General features: G+C 43.0%; 16 protein-coding genes. 9 read left to right on the top strand and 7 right to left on the bottom strand.

Annotation, left to right across the window (positions count from 1 at the left end):
• Nucleotides 1-27: 27 nt before the first annotated feature.
• The gene (locus HWQ42_RS04705) at nucleotides 28-726 is read left to right on the top strand and encodes a DevA family ABC transporter ATP-binding protein (protein WP_292809764.1); all 699 of its coding nucleotides are present in this window, start codon (nucleotides 28-30) and stop codon (nucleotides 724-726) included.
• 102 nt (nucleotides 727-828) lie between these two features.
• Here HWQ42_RS04705 and HWQ42_RS04700 read toward each other — a convergent pair whose 3' ends face one another.
• From HWQ42_RS04700 to HWQ42_RS04680, 5 genes are all read right to left on the bottom strand, one after another.
• On the bottom strand, nucleotides 829-966 hold the full coding sequence (locus tag HWQ42_RS04700; protein ID WP_292809762.1) for a hypothetical protein: 138 nt from the start codon (nucleotides 964-966) through the stop codon (nucleotides 829-831).
• Nucleotides 963-1,637, bottom strand: a complete 675-nt coding sequence (locus HWQ42_RS04695) for a hypothetical protein (RefSeq protein ID WP_292809760.1) — start codon at nucleotides 1,635-1,637, stop codon at nucleotides 963-965. Before HWQ42_RS04695 ends, HWQ42_RS04700 begins: the two co-directional genes overlap by 4 nt.
• Nucleotides 1,638-1,743: 106 nt before the next feature.
• A complete protein-coding gene (locus HWQ42_RS04690) occupies nucleotides 1,744-2,793 on the bottom strand; it encodes a HEAT repeat domain-containing protein (protein WP_292809758.1) in 1,050 nt (349 codons plus the stop codon).
• A gap of 67 nt (nucleotides 2,794-2,860) precedes the next feature.
• A complete protein-coding gene (locus tag HWQ42_RS04685; protein WP_292809756.1) occupies nucleotides 2,861-4,702 on the bottom strand; it encodes a hypothetical protein in 1,842 nt (613 codons plus the stop codon).
• 78 nt (nucleotides 4,703-4,780) lie between these two features.
• On the bottom strand, nucleotides 4,781-5,176 hold the full coding sequence (locus tag HWQ42_RS04680) for a hypothetical protein (RefSeq protein WP_292809754.1): 396 nt from the start codon (nucleotides 5,174-5,176) through the stop codon (nucleotides 4,781-4,783).
• A 665-nt stretch (nucleotides 5,177-5,841) separates the two neighbouring features.
• On the opposite strand from HWQ42_RS04680, the gene HWQ42_RS04675 reads away from it, so the two are divergent.
• The 5 genes from HWQ42_RS04675 to HWQ42_RS04655 all read left to right on the top strand — a co-directional run bounded on the left by HWQ42_RS04675 (nucleotide 5,842) and on the right by HWQ42_RS04655 (nucleotide 11,199).
• A complete protein-coding gene (locus tag HWQ42_RS04675) occupies nucleotides 5,842-7,041 on the top strand; it encodes an ABC exporter membrane fusion protein (RefSeq protein WP_292809752.1) in 1,200 nt (399 codons plus the stop codon).
• Nucleotides 7,042-7,139: 98 nt separating this feature from the next.
• A complete protein-coding gene (gene devC / locus HWQ42_RS04670) occupies nucleotides 7,140-8,312 on the top strand; it encodes an ABC transporter permease DevC (protein WP_292809845.1) in 1,173 nt (390 codons plus the stop codon).
• A gap of 95 nt (nucleotides 8,313-8,407) precedes the next feature.
• Nucleotides 8,408-9,106 carry a DevA family ABC transporter ATP-binding protein gene (locus tag HWQ42_RS04665; protein WP_292809750.1) on the top strand — a complete coding sequence of 233 codons (699 nt, stop codon included), beginning with the start codon at nucleotides 8,408-8,410 and terminating at the stop codon, nucleotides 9,104-9,106.
• A 496-nt stretch (nucleotides 9,107-9,602) separates the two neighbouring features.
• Nucleotides 9,603-10,538, top strand: a complete 936-nt coding sequence (locus HWQ42_RS04660; RefSeq protein ID WP_292809748.1) for a M23 family metallopeptidase — start codon at nucleotides 9,603-9,605, stop codon at nucleotides 10,536-10,538.
• 121 nt (nucleotides 10,539-10,659) lie between these two features.
• Entirely contained in the window at nucleotides 10,660-11,199 is a 540-nt protein-coding gene (locus HWQ42_RS04655; RefSeq protein WP_094352554.1) for a late competence development ComFB family protein, read from the top strand.
• A 62-nt stretch (nucleotides 11,200-11,261) separates the two neighbouring features.
• Here the strand turns inward: HWQ42_RS04655 and HWQ42_RS04650 are convergent, their stop codons facing one another.
• Entirely contained in the window at nucleotides 11,262-12,293 is a 1,032-nt protein-coding gene (locus HWQ42_RS04650; protein WP_292809746.1) for a L,D-transpeptidase, read from the bottom strand.
• Between the two features lie 797 nt (nucleotides 12,294-13,090).
• On the opposite strand from HWQ42_RS04650, the gene HWQ42_RS04645 reads away from it, so the two are divergent.
• A complete protein-coding gene (locus HWQ42_RS04645; protein WP_099101330.1) occupies nucleotides 13,091-13,747 on the top strand; it encodes a sigma-70 family RNA polymerase sigma factor in 657 nt (218 codons plus the stop codon).
• Between the two features lie 166 nt (nucleotides 13,748-13,913).
• On the top strand, nucleotides 13,914-14,528 hold the full coding sequence (locus tag HWQ42_RS04640) for an anti-sigma factor (RefSeq protein WP_292809744.1): 615 nt from the start codon (nucleotides 13,914-13,916) through the stop codon (nucleotides 14,526-14,528).
• Nucleotides 14,529-14,544: 16 nt separating this feature from the next.
• On the opposite strand, the gene HWQ42_RS04635 is transcribed toward HWQ42_RS04640, so the two are convergent.
• Entirely contained in the window at nucleotides 14,545-15,000 is a 456-nt protein-coding gene (locus HWQ42_RS04635; protein WP_292809742.1) for a gamma-glutamylcyclotransferase, read from the bottom strand.
• A gap of 314 nt (nucleotides 15,001-15,314) precedes the next feature.
• On the opposite strand from HWQ42_RS04635, the gene leuS reads away from it, so the two are divergent.
• Complete coding sequence (gene leuS / locus HWQ42_RS04630; RefSeq protein WP_292809740.1) at nucleotides 15,315-17,936, top strand: leucine--tRNA ligase; 2,622 nt, start codon at nucleotides 15,315-15,317, stop codon at nucleotides 17,934-17,936.
• Nucleotides 17,937-18,353: the final 417 nt, after the last annotated feature.

Genomic DNA, 18,353 nt, shown 5'->3' with positions numbered 1-18,353 from the left:
ATATAAAATCTAAAATCTAAAATTAGTATGCCTTCTGTAATCTCTATTAAAAATCTCGACCACTATTTTGGTCATGGTCAACTCCGCAAGCAAGTTCTCTTTGATATCAACCTAGATATTAACGCCGGCGAAATTATTATTATGACAGGGCCTTCTGGTTCTGGTAAGACTACACTTCTCACCTTAGCAGGCGGCTTGCGTTCTGCTCAATGCGGCAGTTTGCAGATATTGGAACAAGAACTGTGTGGCGCTAGCAAAGCACAACTTACCCAGGTGCGACGCAGTAACGGTTATATTTTCCAAGCACATAACTTGCATGGTAGTTTAACGGCACTCCAAAACGTCAGAATGGGCTTGGAAGTGCATAATAATATTTCGCCAGCAGAAATGAAAACTCGGTCAGCCCAAATATTAGAGGAGGTAGGATTAGGAGAACGCTTGAATTATTATCCTGATGATTTATCTGGGGGACAAAAACAAAGAGTTGCGATCGCTCGTGCATTGGTAGGTCGTCCTAAAATAGTCTTAGCAGATGAACCCACCGCCGCCCTTGACAGTAAATCGGGACGAGATGTGGTTAACCTCATGCAAAAACTAGCTAAGGAACAAGATTGTACCATTCTTTTGGTTACTCATGACAACCGCATTCTAGATATTGCGGATCGCATCGTTTATATGGAAGATGGCAAGTTAGTAAATGGCCGTGCTGTTGTTGCAGCATCTTAAGTAGATTCTTTTTTAGCAATTCTCACAAATCAAATTTGTGAAGTAAAGAGATTTTGGAACTGCGAATCAGACTTTTTAGACATTAGGTTTTTGCTACTCTTTCTAAGGATTGTAGTCAAATTCGCTCGTTGAACGCACCCCTATCCAATCTCCTGCTGGGGTTTGTCTGACCTCGTAGGTGTAGCCAACATCCCAAAAACTGATACTGTAATAAGTACAATTAGCTAAACACTGGTTCATAAACTGGCTAAGTTTTCCTTGGTTTCAGCGACAGCATAAACAATTTCATGATCAAAGGTGTAGTAATACCCGCCACCAAAATCTCCTGCCAAATGAATTTTTCCTAGCTCGGTAGTAATTTTTTCAATTTTTGATATTAAATTTAATGTAGTTTCAGTGAAGGGTTCAACACATGTTTCTTTGACTAAAGGAGAACGAGAAATTACTTCTTCTGGAATCTCGGTTTCTTTATAAACAGTTGGACAGACACATATCCATTTTTCCTCCTCTAGTTCCGCAACGATAATGCCAGGTGAAGTAATAGCTGTCCGATCCGAGTAATTCTTCCAGGAAAAAGATTCTAATACTTGTGAATTGTTTTTCAAAACATCAGATAATGATTGAAGTTGAGTTGTTATTATCTTCCAAACATCGGTATTGTAATCAAAATTAGGAAAATATTCCAAATATTCCAGTTGCTGCCAACTTCTAATTGTGACATCAGCATCTGTCAACTTTAGCCAGCCTTTATATTGACTGAGATTGAGTATATTAAACTCTCCATTCTCAGAAGCATCCCAAACAAATGGAGATGTATATCCGGCATCTTGCCCATCTGGTAAATCAAAACCTAATTTTTCTCCGATAATAACTTGTAAGGTTCCAAAAATTTGTTCTGTTTCAGTGTGCATAGTATATTAGGTGTAATTTAATTACAGTTATGTGATTGATAAATTTGCGACTTTGGCAAGTGTGAAATCAGTGTATGCCGTCTGCAACATCCTGAATTATTCTCAACTAAACTCTAGCGGCTACGCGGACAATTCGGTTGCTATCTTGAGCAAGTTGTTGGCGTAATTCGATAGGAGTTCCAGAATTATCAGCAACGGCGTAGCGTTCCAGCCAGGATGCAGACTGCGCTGCTTGAGTCAGCACTTCATGGGGAGTTAGCGGGTGGAGGAGTGTCACAAACCGCACAAAGGCATTTTCTGAACTCGCGTATTCTGCAAGTATGCTTACTAAATCATCAGTGCTGGGGTTGTAGAGGCGGTTGAGTCCGCGCAACGTAGAACTAGTTTGGCGGGTGGTGGGTTGTACAATCAAATCGTGGAGGGTTTCGCGGATGGGTGCAGGGGTGTTAGGATTTTGAGCAACTGCGCGGCGGACTTCGACTTTTTCATCGTTTGCCAGTTGTGTCAGTATTGTTTCAGGTAGGTTAGAATTGCTAGCCGCAGCAGTGCGGATACTGGAGTTTTCGTCACCTGCGAGAACTTGTAAAACACTAATTGGTGTATTGGGGTTAGTCGCTACTTTGATTCGTACCTCTACTTGTTCATCCTGCGCCAATAATTCCAAAACGCTTACAGGTGCGTTGATTGTAGCAACAGCTTCACGCACGGATATTTCCGTGTCTTCTGCTAACTGTAACCACAACGCCTCTGTCAAATTGGGATGCCGAACTAAACAAACACGCACTTCAACACAAGGATCTTGGACAAGAATACCCAGCAATTGCGGTGTTAAGCTGGGGTTGTACGCAAGCGATCGCACTATACTATCATCAGTTGTAGGTGGAATAAACGAGCGAGGATCGGGTGTTGCACTAATAAATTCTCTTCTTGCTAAAATCTCCAGTGCTTCTATAGGTGTGCGAGGATTACCAGCTATTGAACGCAGCACATCATTATGATCGCCCGGAAATGCACTTTTGAGCATATCTACTGTTTGATTTGGCGTATTTCCTGAATTTTGGATACTCAGAACAATTTGAGCAAGTGCGCGAGGCGGTGTGTTGGGATTGCGAACAACTTCCAAACGAGTTGTAAAATCTGGGTGATTAGCTAGCACTTCTAAAGTTTCAGGAAATGTATTAGCATTACTGGCGACAGCACGAACTGTAGCTACATAAGAGTCTCTAGCTAACTGTCTTAAAACGGTAGCTGGTGTGGTGAGATGCGACTCGATAACGCACTGAACTATCGGTGTGACTTGCTAACTGTGACAAAGTTTCAGCAGGCATTTGTGAACCTTTGACAGGATGTTTAATAAAATCAGCAAGATTTTTGCTACTCATGCTTTTAACCGCCTGAGCAAGCACAATTCCTGGTGTATTAGGGTTACTTTGATTTACGAGATTTTCTTCTAAGCCCAAGCGAGTGAGTATTGTGACAGGAGTATTGGGGTTAGCAGTCAGTTTCATTTTGACTTCACGGCTGGTATCGTTGGCTAACCGCGTCAGAATTTCAATAGATGAATCGGGATGTTCTGCAACTTTGGCTCTGACTTGCTCAGATTGATCTTGCGCTAGTATTTCTAATAGTTGAATAGGGGTTGGTATTTTGTTATGAGATGATTTATGGAGAAGCCATAAACGCACATTCAAGCTTTTATCTCGCGCCAGTTCTAGCAAACTTTGGAGTGGTAAATTGGCATTTTGTAAAACAACTTGACGCACAGTGTCATCTGCATCTTTTGCCAGTTGTTCCAAGACTTGAATCGGAGTTTTATTACTACGTGCTGCGATCAATTTAGCTTTTTGATCTCCCTTTTGCACAACCTGCGCTAAAGCATGAGGACTGTCGGGACGACGTGCTATTAGTTCGTTTGCGTTTGCAGTTTCTTCTGCTTCTGATTGAGCTAAAAGCAAACGGTAATATCCCAAAATAATTTGTTTGTATTCTTTTGCTATCAGCATTTGTTGATGTTCATCTAAGTAAGGTAAGTTGATATTTATCAACGCGCATTTCCGTACTTGTATGTCACTATCTTTCACTAGCTCAATCAAAACTTCCGCAGGGATCGAGGGATTTTTCGCTACATAACAACGGATGATGCTATATGATGATTTTGCCAGTTCTGCCAAGGTGTTAGGTGATGTGTTTGGATCTCGGCTTTGTTGCTCTAAGCTTTGCTGTTTATCTTGTGGTCTAGATCCTGATGAAATATGATAAACATGGTCAGTTGACTTTGTTGCTAATACACGCTTTTTGATAGCTTTCGGTGTTTTCGGATTGCTGAGAACTGCTTCCCGTACTTGAAAGCTTGAATCTTGAGCCAATTGCTTGAGTGTAGTTCCTAATACTTGTGGATGTTTAACAATATTAATTCGCATTGACTCTAATGAATCATTTACTAAAAGTTCGAGAATTTCTCCTGATATGTTTGGCTGATTGATTACCGAATTAACGTAATAGTAAAAATTTTTTTCACTGCGATCGCGTACCAGTTGCTCTATAATACTTAGGGGTAAATTTTTCCTTTGAGTAATAATTGTACGTTTGTGTTTGGGATATAGTTTTAATAATGCTTGCTCTGAAGTCTTCGGATGTTTTGCTAGAGCCGTTTGAATTTCGTTATCAGTATGGTTTGCAAGCAAATTGAGTGCTTCTGTTGGAGTGAAAGGATTCTTCGCTACCGCTAATTGAATTGCATATACTGCATCCCCAGCCAACTGCATCAGTGTCAGTGCAGGTGTTTCTGGATTATTCGCTACCGCTAACTGAATTTTGTACACCGCATCCTCAGCCAACTGCATCAGCGTCTCTGCTGTCGCTGAGGGATTTTGCGCCACAGCCAACCGCACCCACGCCCAGCGACTCTGCCCCAACATCGCTAATTGTTCGCTATCGGTATTCCAGTCAGATGCAACGGCATACTGTCCTTCCACTAGTTCAATTAATGGTGGTGCACAACTGGGATTAAACTTCACCGCCAACCGCACTGGTAATTCTAAATCACCCGCTAACTGTTCCAACACTGCTGACGGCGTTTCTGGCGACTCTGCTACCTGTAACCTTGGTTCTAAAGTTGGTTCCTGTGATAGTCGGTGTAATAATTACAACCGATAACGCAACGGCATTTGGGGATTTCGCAATCCTTGAATTAGTGGCTCAGAGGGAACCCATTCGCTGAGGAAGCAAGGAGGTACAGTCCCGATTTTGAGTAGTTCTACCGCCAATCGGTCGTTTTGCCCTAGCTGACGCTGTTGCAGGATTTCATCAACTGTTTGCTGCCACCCGTCTGTTATTTCTCCTGCAAAGTTTACGTGCAAACTCGCTGCTTCTACTACCTGCTCATCAGTACTATTAACTAGAACCTCTAAAAGACTTCGTGGTGTCTGGTGGAAATTAGCAACGGCTAATTGCAACGCTACTGACTGTTGCAATAACTCCTCTGGTGCTGACAAAAATCTTTGCAAATCCGATCCGCTAACGGGCTGAAGAGGCTGCATGGCTGTACAACTAAAATTAATAGTACATTTATACTATAAAAGGAATACGTCAAAACTATTGTGAAAGTTTTGTATTCCTATCTTTATAATTCCCAATAGCAAGCCGACTTAATACAGCAATCCTATTTGATTTGTGAGAATTGCAAGCCACAGGTGTCTCAATCCAGTTTGGTTAAGGTTTTATCTTTGAATGGGATTATAGCGGTTCTCGGCTCTTGTGAGGTATAAGAACCCCACCCCGCAAGCGAAGAGGGGAATACGATCTACCTAATATGATTAGGAAAAGCAATAATCATCAAAATTTGATATAAATTTCCACCGATCGCAATCACACCAAATATTTTTTGTTATTTACTTAATTTGATTATGATTGTTGGCGCTGTTACAACCCGGAATTTTAAAACCGTTTACTATACCTGAGTACTTTCATAAAACAAAAGTAGTTTGCTAAAAACATAAACCTATAATTTGGTAGAGATATTCGTTGTTATCCTAGCCAGCTAAATCACTTTATCTAAGTAAAATCTCAAAAATTTCCAAATTATTTTATGGACTTAGAAGTGATAAATCAACAATAACTGACTCAAGAAGTAAGAATTAGCAAACAAGTACGGAGAAAAGCCTAATCTGTTCTTTTTTCTGCGCCACTAGTTAAGAGGTAATCTATGGTGCGAAACTCAAAGCTAGGGTACAGAAAGTTCCCTAAGTCTATTCTGCGTCCATCCGTTGCTATAGGTATAATTGCATCTTTATTGGTTGGTGGAATAAGTTTTTATATAGTAAAACACTGGCAAAATTATGCAAATCCAGAGGCACAAGTACCAGCAACACAATTACCACAGTTAACAACGGTAACGGCTTTAGGACGACTCGAACCACAGGGAAAGGTAATTAAACTCTCAGCTGCGGTGTCTGCGGAAGGAAGTCGGGTAGAAAAGTTGTTGGTGAAGGAGGGAGATAGGGTAAAGGCGGGACAAATAATTGCAATTTTGAACAGCCGCGATCGCCTCCAAGCAGCTTTAAAAGAGGCACAAGAACAGGTAAAAGTAGCCCAGGCCAACCTAAACCGCACCAAAGCAGGTGCTAAACGCGGTGAAATTGCCGCCCAAAAAGCTGCGATCGCTCGTCTAGAAGCCGAACGCCAAGGTGATATTAATGCCCAAGCGGCGACAATTGAGCGATTTCAAGCCGAAGTGCGTAACGCCCAAGCAGAAGACGAACGTTATCAGCAACTATATCAACAAGGCGCAATTTCCGCTTCTCAACGGGATAGTAAGCGTTTAAACTTGGAAACCGCCCAAAAAAGCTTGCAAGAAGCCCAAGCCCAGTTAAATCGTACCCAATCAACCAGCCAACAACAGGTCAAAGAAGCTACAGCAACACTCGATGAAATCGCTGAAGTGCGAGGAGTGGATGTAGAAGCTGCCCAAGCAGAAATTAATCGTGCTGTAGCAGCCATGAATCTGGCAAAAGTCAATCTCGAACAGGCTGAGGTGCGATCGCCCCAAAATGGACAGGTATTTGAGATCCATACCCATCCTGGAGAATTAGTATCAAATGATGGCATTGCAGATATTGGACAAACCAGCCAGATGTATGTCATCGCCGAAGTCTACGAAAGTGATATCGGCAAAGTACATTCAGGGCAGCAAGTGCGAATCTTTGGTGATAACCTCCCGATTGAATTGCAGGGAATCGTAGATCGCAAAGGCTTACAAGTGCGACGACAGAATGTCATTAACACAGATCCCGTCAGCAATATCGACAACAGAGTAGTAGAAGTCCACATCCGACTAGATGAAGCCTCCAGCCAAAAAGCCGCCACCTTAACCAATATGCAAGTTAAGGCAGTAATTGAATTGTGAAAAGGGCATTGGGCATGGGGCATTGGAAATTGGTTATTTTCCATGTCCCCCTTGTCCCCACTCCCCAATCCCTAGTCCCCAACCTCCAGTACCTAATTATGGGATTGCTCGAACAACTGCAACGGCGAACCCCTCTAGGATGGCTGCAACTGAATCATGAAAAAAGCCGTCTTTTAGTGGCATTATCAGGCATTGCGTTTGCTGATCTTTTGATGTTCATGCAGCTAGGTTTTCAGACTGCGCTGTATGACAGTAACACCAGACTACATCGCAGTTTGCAAGCAGACATTGTTTTAACCAGCCCTCAAGCCCGTAACTTGCCAAGCTTGTCTACATTTTCTCGGCGGCGACTTTACCAAGCAATGGATATACCAGGGGTGAAGTCAGCAGAACCAATGTATTTCAATAACACAATCTGGAAGAATCCCCAAACACACCGTGAGACTGGGGTGTTAGTTATCGGCTTTAACCCAGACAAGCCAGCTTTTGACTTACCAGATGTTAACCAGCAACTGCAAGCGATCAAAATGCCGGATACCGTCTTGTTTGACCGTGGTGCAAGAGGAGATTATCAAAAAGCGATCGCTCAAATTGACCAAGGTAAAACCCTGACTACTGAAATAGAACGGCGCACAATTACCATTAGTGGCTTATTCCAAGTCGGGGCTTCCTTTGGCTTTGATGGCAACCTGATTACCAGCGATCAAAATTTTTTGCGGCTATTTTCTGGGCGACAGTCGAGCAGTGTCAGTCTAGGTTTGATTCTTCTGAAACCAGGCTATGAACCGAAAAAAGTAGCAGCAATGCTCAAAGCCTACCTCAGAGATGATGTCAGAGTATTAACCCACGCCGAATTTATTGAATTTGAGAATAACTTTTGGAGAACAAATTCCCCAATCGGCTTTATTTTCAGTCTAGGTGTATCGATGGGATTTGTGGTAGGCGTGATCATCGTTTATCAAGTTCTCTCTAACGATGTTAATGCCCACGTTCGAGAATATGCCACCTTCAAAGCAATGGGATATCGCAATTACTACCTGCTAGGTGTGGTGCTTGAAGAATCGTTGATATTAGCAGCACTGGGTTTCTTCCCCGGATTGGGAGTGTCCTTAGTGCTTTATCAACTGACTCGCAGTGCTACAAATTTGCCCATGTACATGACTGCGATTCGGGCATTGCAGGTATTAGTACTGACTATCATTATGTGTACAATTTCCGGTGCGATCGCCACCCGCAAACTCCAAGCCACCGACCCCGCTGATATGTTCTAAAAATTGTCATTTGTCCTTAGTCATTAGTCCTTTGTAGTAACAAATGACTAATGATCAAAGACAAATGACAGTCATCACGAGTAATCGACCTACTTATGACTAGCAAACCCGTCATTTCCATCCAGAATCTCGACCACCACTTTGGTTACGGCTCACTCCGCAAGCAAGTTTTATGTAATATCAACTTAGAGATTAATGCTGGTGAAATTATTATTATGACTGGGCCTTCTGGTTCTGGAAAGACTACCTTACTGACCTTAGTGGGTGGGTTGCGTTCTGCGCAATCTGGTAGTTTGCGAGTGTTGGGACGAGAACTTTGTGGTGCGAGCGCTGAACAACTAGTGCAATCGCGACGCCGCAATGGTTATATTTTCCAAGCACATAACTTACATGGTAGTTTAACGGCACTCCAAAACGTCAAAATGGCTTTAGAATTACACAAACATCTTGGGTTAAAAAAGATGCGAGCTAGATCAGCCCAAATGTTAGAGCAAGTAGGATTAGGAAATCATTTGCATTATTACCCTGATAAGCTGTCTGGAGGACAAAAACAAAGAGTAGCGATCGCTCGTGCTTTAGTCAGTCATCCTCAAATAATCCTCGCGGATGAACCCACCGCCGCCCTTGACAGTCAATCGGGACGAGATGTAGTTAATCTCATGCAAAAACTAGCAAAAGAACAGGGCTGTACCATCTTGATGGTTACTCATGACAACCGCATCCTAGACATTGCCGATTGCATCGTTCAAATGGAAGATGGCAAACTCAAGTCCAAAGTAATACTATCAGCCTAAAGTTAATTAGCGTATTCTCTCATTCAGAGTTGATTTATAAAGTAAATCTTAATTTTGGCGTGGCAGAAACGTGATTCTGCCTTATTATCATAGTTTTTCGGCAAATAAAGCCCTATGATCAGCAAATTTGAAAATATTTATGACTAGTCCTATAGTTTAATTTACCCTCACTGAGTTACTTACTTAGTTTAAGTAATTTCCCCATACCGATTTCAACCTAACAATGTGATATTAGTGTCCAGTTGATTCCAAGATTTTATTCAAGTATTATTTATGTAATGAAAGTTAAATTTTATGCTCATTGTCAATGTCATACACCTTGATTATTAAAATTAAGACCAATTTCCTAAAATTACAGATAAAATGATTTGCCCTTGCAATCCATAACTACCTGGAGAATTTCCGAAAATTTATGGTTATCGGCTTCAAACAGGAAACACTAGCGATAATAAGCTAATCTATTTTCCAATACAAGCAAGGGTTTTTTTGTAATTCTATGATTATTGAGAATAGCACTAGTAGTTCAAACAAAAAGTTGCTCGGTTTTGATGTCAAAACTTTGACAGCCAATTGCCGTGGAATAAATCTGTTAAAGGGAATATTTGCTGTTCTCCCGATCGCCTTGGCATTGCCTGTAGATGCTTTGCAAGTAAAGGTGACTCCAACGAATCCGAAATTAGGGGATACACTCTCGGTGGAGATTAATTTAGATAATCCAGAGAATGGTACAAATCCAACCGTAGCCAGTGGCAAGAATACATACCCAGCCTTTGAAATTGCGCCCAATCAGTATCGGGCTTTTGTTCCCACAACTCCATTAGAAAAAGCTGGAACTAGAACACTTCGGGTTGCAGGGGATAGTCAAGTGCAAAACTTGGCAGTGAATGTGCTGAATCGCAAATTCCCCGTACAACGCATTACTTTGCCACCTGGCAAAGCTGGAGTGGATGCCACAGAGTATGAGCTGAAGCGTGTGGCAGCTTTTAAGGCGCTACAAACACCAGAAAAGTATTGGAATGGAGTATTCCTGAAGCCAAATGCAGGGCGGATGAGTACAAACTATGGTGTACGTCGCTACTATAATGGTACATTTGCAAAGGACTACTATCATCGTGGTCTTGACTACGCTGGTGCTGCCGGTTCACCGGTAATTGCCCCAGCCTCTGGGCGAGTTGCTTTGGTAGGTAGGGTATCCCAAGGGTTTCGGATACACGGCAACGTAGTTGGCATTGACCACGGTCAAGGAGTAACCAGTATTTTCATGCACCTGAGTCGTATTAACGTTAAAGAAGGTGATTTTGTAAAAGCTGGTCAACTAATTGGTGCAGTAGGTTCAACAGGTGCAGCCACGGGGCCACATTTACATTGGGGTCTGTATGTCAACGGACAATCTGTTGATCCAACACCTTGGCGAACTAAGGTCGTTAACTAGTAGAGGCAGAATTGATCCTGTCTTTGCACAATTTGTGTATTTTTTGCTGAGAATTAGGCAAAATAAATTGGATTGATACCGTCCCTACCTTGCTTGGCCAACATAAATGATGATAAGCGTTATGAGTATCGAAAAAATTGTAGAACAAGCTCTCCAGGATGGTTATTTGACACCAGCAATGGAAGCAGAAGTCGGTAGAATCTGTGATAACGCCTCGGAACTCTCAATCGAAGAGTATATGGCGTTGGATCGGCTGATGGGTGCGCTATTGACTGGTGAGGTAGTGGCGGTACCGCGCAAACAATTCATTAACGTTATGGAAGAATTGGTGCTGACAGAAGCGATCGCACGAGTCGCAGAAATTGAAGCCACCAGCGAAAGTTCTTTAGATGTCGGGGATATTGCTGCTTACGCCCTCAATCGGCTACCACCTTTGTATGCTACTACAGAAGAGGGTGCTAACTTCCAGCGGCAAACGGCTCAGGCACAACTGCAAGACTTAATTTCTCAACAAATAAGTGAGGCGATTAACCGTTACCTCGATCGACCCGATTTCTTCCCAGAACGGCAAGCCTTGGGTAAAAATACTGGTAATGAGGTTGTACGCCAAGTTAGTGCTTTACTCCAAACATACGCACCTAACTTTGAGCAAAAATTATAATTTTAAGAGTCATTAGTCATTTGTTTTAGACAAAGGACAAAGGACTAATGATTCTTAATTAATTAATCACGTACTAACACTTTTGTCCCTAAACTCACTTGCTCATATAACAATCGGACATCAGAATTACGCATTCTCAGGCAACCGTGGGATACAGCCGTTCCTACCAGGTCAATATCCGGTGTGCCATGAAAGCCAATTTCATTCCGTCCATCTGACCAAAAACCAATCCATCTATCTCCCAAGGGACTATCCGTACCAGCCTGAAATACTTTACCAGTAATCGGGTGACGCCAGATTGGATAGTGTCTCATGTGGATCACCTGGAAAGAACCTGTGGGCGTTTCCCAACCTTTCTTACCGACAGCAATCGGGTAGCTGGCTATCACCTCATCTCCTGCATATACATAAGTGCGGCGATCGCTTAAATCAACCACCACTTGCGTCTTGACATTTGCTAGCCTACTAGATGGTACTTGTTGGGCTGAAGCCTGAGACCACAAACCTTTTGGCCAACTATCTGCAACTGGTTTTTGTTTTTCTACTTGCGCCACCAACTGCGTTTGAGTTGGTAGGTCGCTGGCTTTAGCTACATTATTCTTAATAATTTGGGCCTTAGTTTGAGGCTTAATGGTAGCAGGCTTGAGTTTAGAAGCCCTACGAATAGTTGGTTTCGCTAGATTCTTCTTAATTATTTGCGACTTAATGGTAGAAGGCTTGAGTGTAGAAGCCCTAAGAGTAGTTGTTTTAGCTAGATTCTTCTTAATTATTTTTGATTTAGTTTTAGATTTAATAGCAGAGGACTTTGGTGTTAACGTCCTCTGTGCAGTCGAGCCTTGGGTAACTTCATCAGGTGGCACAGATCCACCCAGCGCAATTTCCCCCAAACTCACTTGGGAAAGATTCTTGTAGACTCCCTCTGTCCGGCTTCCCTTAAGATTGGTTCGGGTAGAATCTCGTCGCATCGAAGTAGATGCAGACTTCTCATACTGCCGTTCCGCCGTACTAATGCGCCAATGGACAGCTAAGGATAAAAATGCTGTGCCAAAACAAAGCAGCATTACCATACGCCCTACAGATTCGTTTCTTACCATTGCCATCGCCTATTGTTTATCCCTGACATATCCAGCCGAGCAATTGGATGAGTTCATCATCCTATTATCAAAAATTTATCAATACTTATCATTTCCGCTGTAAATCTGCCAACACCTCTGGGCAAACTAAGACTATATAAATTGTCCCAGCGGCAAAATTCCAAGTGAGCAACCTTATTCCTCAAAAGTTCTGAGGGTCGTAAGCCTCTCCTCGGACTTTTTAGTGGAACTCTTGAAATGTAGCAATCAATCATTAATGGTGTAGGTGGATGAAAAACCATGTTTGAAAAACTATTGCTAGCGGTAACAATTACATTTTCCCTCAATTTCTTTTTTCAAGTTCGCGTACCAGAGCAACATAATTCTAGTACTGCCTTCGGACCACAATCAGAACAATCAGCAACTATTCTGGTAACGAAATCAAAAAATTAAATCACCATCTTAGCAATCACAGCAACCTAACTTCCAAAAATTATTACCCGAATTTTAAAGGTATTAAGAAGTTAGAATTACAAAATTTTATCTTCATTTTTATAGCCAAATTTAATTATTTTTATCAAGCGTATATACCCAGTTGCTAAAAGTACTCAAATGTGTATCGTGTTGCGCCTTTGTTAGTTGATGGGTCTTGGGCAACTATGGGAGCAGTATAAGGAAAAGTGGCTCTGCTTATTGCTATAAATGTATCCAAAATTGTCTGCTTCAGTGTTCCAGTCATAAATCCGTCACCTGAGCATGGAACTTCTGTCTCATTAGCAGGTCTAATAGATAGGGATGATTTAGAGCCAGTACGATCTATGAGTCAATCGATTACTGTATCCTGGTCAACGGTTGATGCAAAGTATCCAGAAGCATCAGTGCAAGTTGACAAACTCCCTAACCACGATTTAATTTTGCGCTGTCAAGCGGGACTGCGACCAGATCGTGCTGCGTTTGCAGAACTATTACGCCGCTATCAAAGTCAAGTCGATCGAGTTCTATACCACCTGGCTCCAGATTGGGCTGACAGAGCCGATTTGGCTCAAGAAGTTTGGATTCGAGTGTATCGGAATATTAACCGATTACAAGAGCCTGCTAAATTTCGGGGCTGGTTAAGCCGCATTGCCACCAACTTGTTTTACGACGAGTTACGGAAACGCAAGCGGGTGATGAGTCCTTTGTCACTGGATGCTCCCCGTTCCTTAGAGGACGGCGAGATGGATTGGGAAATCGCTGGCGATACCCCAGGACCAGAGGAAGAACTGACAACTAGAGAATTTTACGAGCAATTGCGGGAAGCGATCGCGGATTTACCAGAAGTTTTTCGTACTACCATTGTCCTCAGAGAAATCGAAGGCATGGCTTATGAAGAAATTGCCGAAATCACTGGAGTTTCTCTAGGAACTGTGAAGTCCAGAATAGCCAGAGCTAGATCGAGGCTGCAAGCCCACTTGCAGAATTATCTAGACTCCTAATTTTCCTAATTTACAGTATCTTGCCTCTGCCCAATGGCAGAATTTAAGCATAGATTAAGAATTACTAGAAAGACGTAGATTGTTTCTGCCTTTAGGAGGAAAATTGCCTAATTTTCCCGAAATTCCCGCCCAGTTTACCCGTGTATGAATTGGTAATAATGTTAAGATGACTACTGATTCTCAGTTTTACGACCGTTCTCCTTTGCAACTTCCTCAAGATTTGTCAGATGGAATGGCCAAGCATACCAATGAATCAACGGGTCTTATGGATATGGTGAAGCGCGATCGCTTCGAGTTATTAAGTGCTTACCTCGATGGTGAAGTCACAGGCACCGAACGCAGGCAAGTAGAAGAATGGCTAGCAAATGATGCCTCAGTTCAATGTTTGTATGCCCGACTGTTAAAGCTGCGCCAAGGCTTGCGGACGCTCCCAGTGCCAGCAGCCCAACAGTTGCCAGAAGAAACAGTTCAGCAAGTATTGTCACGTTTGCGCCGCCGCTCCCGTTTAAACTGGATGGTGGGGAGTGCAGCCGTTGCTGCTTGTGCGATCGGTGCAATATCTGGCTTAGTAGGTGGTGGGTCGATGGTGCCGCAACTGGCACAACGACCACAAAGAGAACCTATACAAACGTCCTCAGCGTCTATAGTTCCCCCTTCGCCGCTGATGGTGGGGCTAAATAACCCGGTAATTGAAATTCCGAAAGCAGCAGTAGCCTCTCCAGAAAATTCAATTTATCAGGTACAGCCGCAAGGACACGACCCCAAACAGGACATAAACTAATCGCAAAGTTAACAGCTTACAGTTGATAACTGGACTTTGGGGTTATACCACAGCCGCTCCACCAGCCCCCAGGTTGGAGGAAGCCACCTAATCGATCAACTTGCTCTAAAGTCATTAAATAAACCCAAGCCCAACCCAGAGAGAGCGACTGTGGCTCATAAACCTCGATAATTTGTCGATTATAGAGGTTTTCTGGCGTTTGTCTATTGGGCTGGTAATCTTCCAGCATATCTAGCTCATTTAAAATCTTTGGGTGGGAAAAAGAAAGTAAATATCCGTAAACTTGGCTATCCCCTAGCGTCATCGCTGGGTAGCCCATTGGCAGAGCAAATAATTTGCCTTGTACAAGAGCTATTTTGACATCAACGACTTTGCCAGCACAGTATCTTTTATAGTTAGCTTCACCTGGTTTGAGCGTGCCGTAGACAAAAACCCGCACCAAATCAGACAACTTTATATTTGATTTAACCATTTAAGGGACTTCCAAAAAATAAATTATCCCAAATTATTTGTAGATTTGTAGGGGCGCAAGACCTTGTACGCCTACCTTCGCGGAGTGTCCCGCAAGGATGGGATGTTTTTTTAACTGAAAGTCCCTAAACCTTCATCAAATAATTCTTGCGATATCTGAAAGGGTCGCAGTTTGAGCATAATTAGGCTGCTCCTCAACCGCACTGATATATATAAATCTGTGAGTAGTTGACCTACAATATTAGATTAATCTGCTATGTTGACATAGGTAGGTTGACATAGTAAGCAGACGTAGACCCAGTAGGAGAATTTTTGGTGGATTCCCGATATAACCCAGCAGCAATTGAGGAAAAATGGCAAAAAACATGGGTAGAACTTGGCTTAGATAAGACACCGACAGTTAGCAATAAGCCAAAATTCTACGCTCTTTCCATGTTCCCTTATCCATCGGGCAGCCTACACATGGGTCACGTCCGTAATTATACGATTACCGATGTGATTGCCCGCCTCAAGCGAATGCAAGGGTATCGGGTAATACACCCAATGGGTTGGGATGCCTTTGGCTTGCCAGCAGAAAACGCTGCCATTGACCGTGGTGTACCGCCAGCAAAGTGGACTTATCAGAATATGGCTCAGATGCGGCAACAATTGCAGCGTCTTGGTTTATCCATTGATTGGGAATGCGAACTTGCTACCTGTTCACCAGATTATTACAAGTGGACACAATGGATTTTCTTGCAGTTTTTGCAAGCAGGGTTAGCTTATCAAAAAGAAGCAGCTGTAAACTGGGACCCGATCGATCAAACTGTACTGGCAAATGAGCAAGTTGATAACGAAGGACGTTCTTGGCGGAGTGGGGCAATAGTTGAGCGCAAATTATTACGCCAGTGGTTTTTCAAGATTACCGACTACGCCGAAGAATTGCTCAATGACTTACATAAATTGACAGGTTGGCCGGAACGCGTCAAGTCGATGCAGGCAAACTGGATTGGCAAATCTACAGGCGCTTACTTGGAATTTCCCATCATTGGGATAGATGAAAAAATCGGCGTGTACACCACACGTCCAGATACCGTTTATGGTGTCAGCTACCTAGTGTTAGCACCAGAACATCCCTTAACAAAGCGCGTCACCACAAAAGAACAACAAGCAGCGGTAGAAGCCTTTATTAAAGAGGTTTCCCATCAAAGTGAGTTGGAACGTACCTCTGAAGATAAACCGAAGCGGGGTATCCCCACAGGTGGTAAGGCAATTAACCCATTTACAGGGGAAGAAGTGCCGATTTGGATTGCTGACTATGTACTGTATGAGTATGGTACTGGAGCGGTGATGGGTGTACCAGCACACGATGTCCGGGATTTTAAGTTTGCCAAAAATTACGATTTGCCAGTTGATTTTGTCATTGTTTCCCCAGATGATGTTGAAGGTTTTGACTTAACCCCAACATCAGACATTGATGAAGTCACACAACTCATCCAAATTGAATATAACCAGGCATACACTGAACCAGGAATTTTAATTAATTCTGGGGCTTTTACTGGTATGACCTCCACAGATGCTAAACAAGCAATAATTGAATACGCCGAACAACAAGGTTTTGGTAAAGTGCGGGTGCAATATCGCTTGCGGGATTGGTTGATTTCGCGGCAACGTTACTGGGGCGCACCGATACCTGTAATTCACTGTCCTAACTGTGGGATAGTACCAGTTCCCGATCGAGATTTGCCGGTACAGTTACCAGAAGAGGTGGAATTTACTGGACGTGGCGGTTCACCTTTGACTCAGTTAGAGAGTTGGGTAAATGTACCTTGTCCAACTTGTGGCACTCCAGCGAAGCGGGAAACCGACACGATGGATACTTTTATTGATTCCTCGTGGTATTACTTGCGTTTCCCTGACGCTAAGAATGAACACCAAGTTTTCGATTCTAGTAAAATAAACGACTGGATGCCAGTTGACCAATATGTGGGTGGGATTGAACACGCGATTTTACATTTGTTGTATTCGCGGTTCTTTACTAAGGTTCTGCGGGACAGAGGCTTGTTAAATTTTGACGAACCTTTCCAACGCCTGTTAACTCAAGGTATGGTGCAGGGTTTAACTTACCTAAATCCTAAGAAGGGTGGTAAAGATAAATGGATTCCTTCTAATCTGGTAAATTCAGCCGACCCGCGCGACCCCCAGACAGGTGAACCGTTGCAACGTCTCTATGCCACCATGTCTAAATCAAAGGGCAACGGTGTAGCGCCAGAAGATGTAATTTCCAAATATGGTGTAGATACAGCGCGGATGTTCATTTTGTTCAAAGCGCCGCCAGAAAAAGATTTGGAATGGGATGAAGCCGATGTGGAAGGACAATTCCGCTTTTTAAATCGGGTTTGGCGTTTGGTGACAGATTATATTGCGGCTGGGGTATCCCGTAAAAAAGCCCAACTCGCTGATTTAACTAAGGCAGAAAAAGAATTGCGGCGGGCGATTCACACGGCGATTCAAGCTGTGACAGAAGACGTAGAAGACGAATATCAATTCAACACGGCTATTTCAGAATTGATGAAGTTGAGTAATGCCTTAACTGATGCCGACGGCAAAAATTCACCAATTTACGCAGAAGGTATTCGAACTTTGGTGGTTTTACTAGCACCATTTGCACCACATATTGCTGATGAATTGTGGCATTTATTGGGTGAAAGTGATTCAGTTCATACTCAAACTTGGCCATCGTTTGACCCAGTTGCTTTGGTAGCTGATGAAATCACTTTAGTGATTCAAGTTATGGGTAAAACTCGCGGCTCAATTCAAGTACCAGCACAAGCAGATAAAGCAGCGTTGGAGAAATATGCCCGTGAATCAGAAATTGCCCAACGTTACATCGAAGGCAAAGAGATTAAAAAGGTAATTGTAGTGCCTGGAAAGTTGGTAAATTTTGTAGTTAGCTAAGTACAGCTTTGCGTAAAATTGTGGCGAATTGAGGGTTGAAATTTAAACACAGATGCGCTTCTCTACGAGACGCTACGCGAACGTCTTGCCGCAGGGTCGGGGCGCAGAGAATTCGCTACGAATTATTAATGAAATGTTGTACTTAAGCCAATACGCTTGGGTTAGCGCCAAAAACCTTAAGTTGTGTAAGTTGGGGAGCCACTGCGCCCTTGCGGTTTCCCGACTTGTCCGCGCAGCGCGTCTCCCCTTCTGCTTTTGGGAGAGGCTAGCGCCAAGGGAGAAGCAAGTGGCGTTTGAGGAACGAAACCTAACATTTTCTATAGCTTTGTTGGGTTGCGCTTTGCTTCACCCAACCTTGTATCTAGGACTTACGCATTGACAGAATAACAAAATAGTGAATTGATGAATATAGGTCGT

The sequence above is a fragment of the Nostoc sp. JL23 genome (genome assembly GCF_017115065.1).
Lineage (GTDB): Bacteria > Cyanobacteriota > Cyanobacteriia > Cyanobacteriales > Nostocaceae > Nostoc > Nostoc punctiforme_A.
This window is presented reverse-complemented; position numbering and strand designations above follow the sequence as displayed.

What these genes read in the sequence shown, in the direction of transcription:
- HWQ42_RS04655 (WP_094352554.1), top strand. Translation starts at nt 10,660, where the DNA reads ATGAGTATCGAAAAAATTGTAGAACAAGCTCTCCAGGATGGTTATTTG.
- HWQ42_RS04680 (WP_292809754.1), bottom strand. Translation starts at nt 5,176, where the DNA reads ATGCAGCCTCTTCAGCCCGTTAGCGGATCGGATTTGCAAAGATTTTTG.
- devC (WP_292809845.1), top strand. Translation starts at nt 7,140, where the DNA reads ATGGGATTGCTCGAACAACTGCAACGGCGAACCCCTCTAGGATGGCTG.
- HWQ42_RS04695 (WP_292809760.1), bottom strand. Translation starts at nt 1,637, where the DNA reads ATGCACACTGAAACAGAACAAATTTTTGGAACCTTACAAGTTATTATC.
- HWQ42_RS04635 (WP_292809742.1), bottom strand. Translation starts at nt 15,000, where the DNA reads ATGGTTAAATCAAATATAAAGTTGTCTGATTTGGTGCGGGTTTTTGTC.
- HWQ42_RS04660 (WP_292809748.1), top strand. Translation starts at nt 9,603, where the DNA reads ATGATTATTGAGAATAGCACTAGTAGTTCAAACAAAAAGTTGCTCGGT.
- HWQ42_RS04645 (WP_099101330.1), top strand. Translation starts at nt 13,091, where the DNA reads ATGAGTCAATCGATTACTGTATCCTGGTCAACGGTTGATGCAAAGTAT.
- HWQ42_RS04675 (WP_292809752.1), top strand. Translation starts at nt 5,842, where the DNA reads ATGGTGCGAAACTCAAAGCTAGGGTACAGAAAGTTCCCTAAGTCTATT.
- HWQ42_RS04665 (WP_292809750.1), top strand. Translation starts at nt 8,408, where the DNA reads ATGACTAGCAAACCCGTCATTTCCATCCAGAATCTCGACCACCACTTT.
- HWQ42_RS04700 (WP_292809762.1), bottom strand. Translation starts at nt 966, where the DNA reads ATGAACCAGTGTTTAGCTAATTGTACTTATTACAGTATCAGTTTTTGG.
- HWQ42_RS04640 (WP_292809744.1), top strand. Translation starts at nt 13,914, where the DNA reads ATGACTACTGATTCTCAGTTTTACGACCGTTCTCCTTTGCAACTTCCT.
- HWQ42_RS04705 (WP_292809764.1), top strand. Translation starts at nt 28, where the DNA reads ATGCCTTCTGTAATCTCTATTAAAAATCTCGACCACTATTTTGGTCAT.
- HWQ42_RS04650 (WP_292809746.1), bottom strand. Translation starts at nt 12,293, where the DNA reads ATGGTAAGAAACGAATCTGTAGGGCGTATGGTAATGCTGCTTTGTTTT.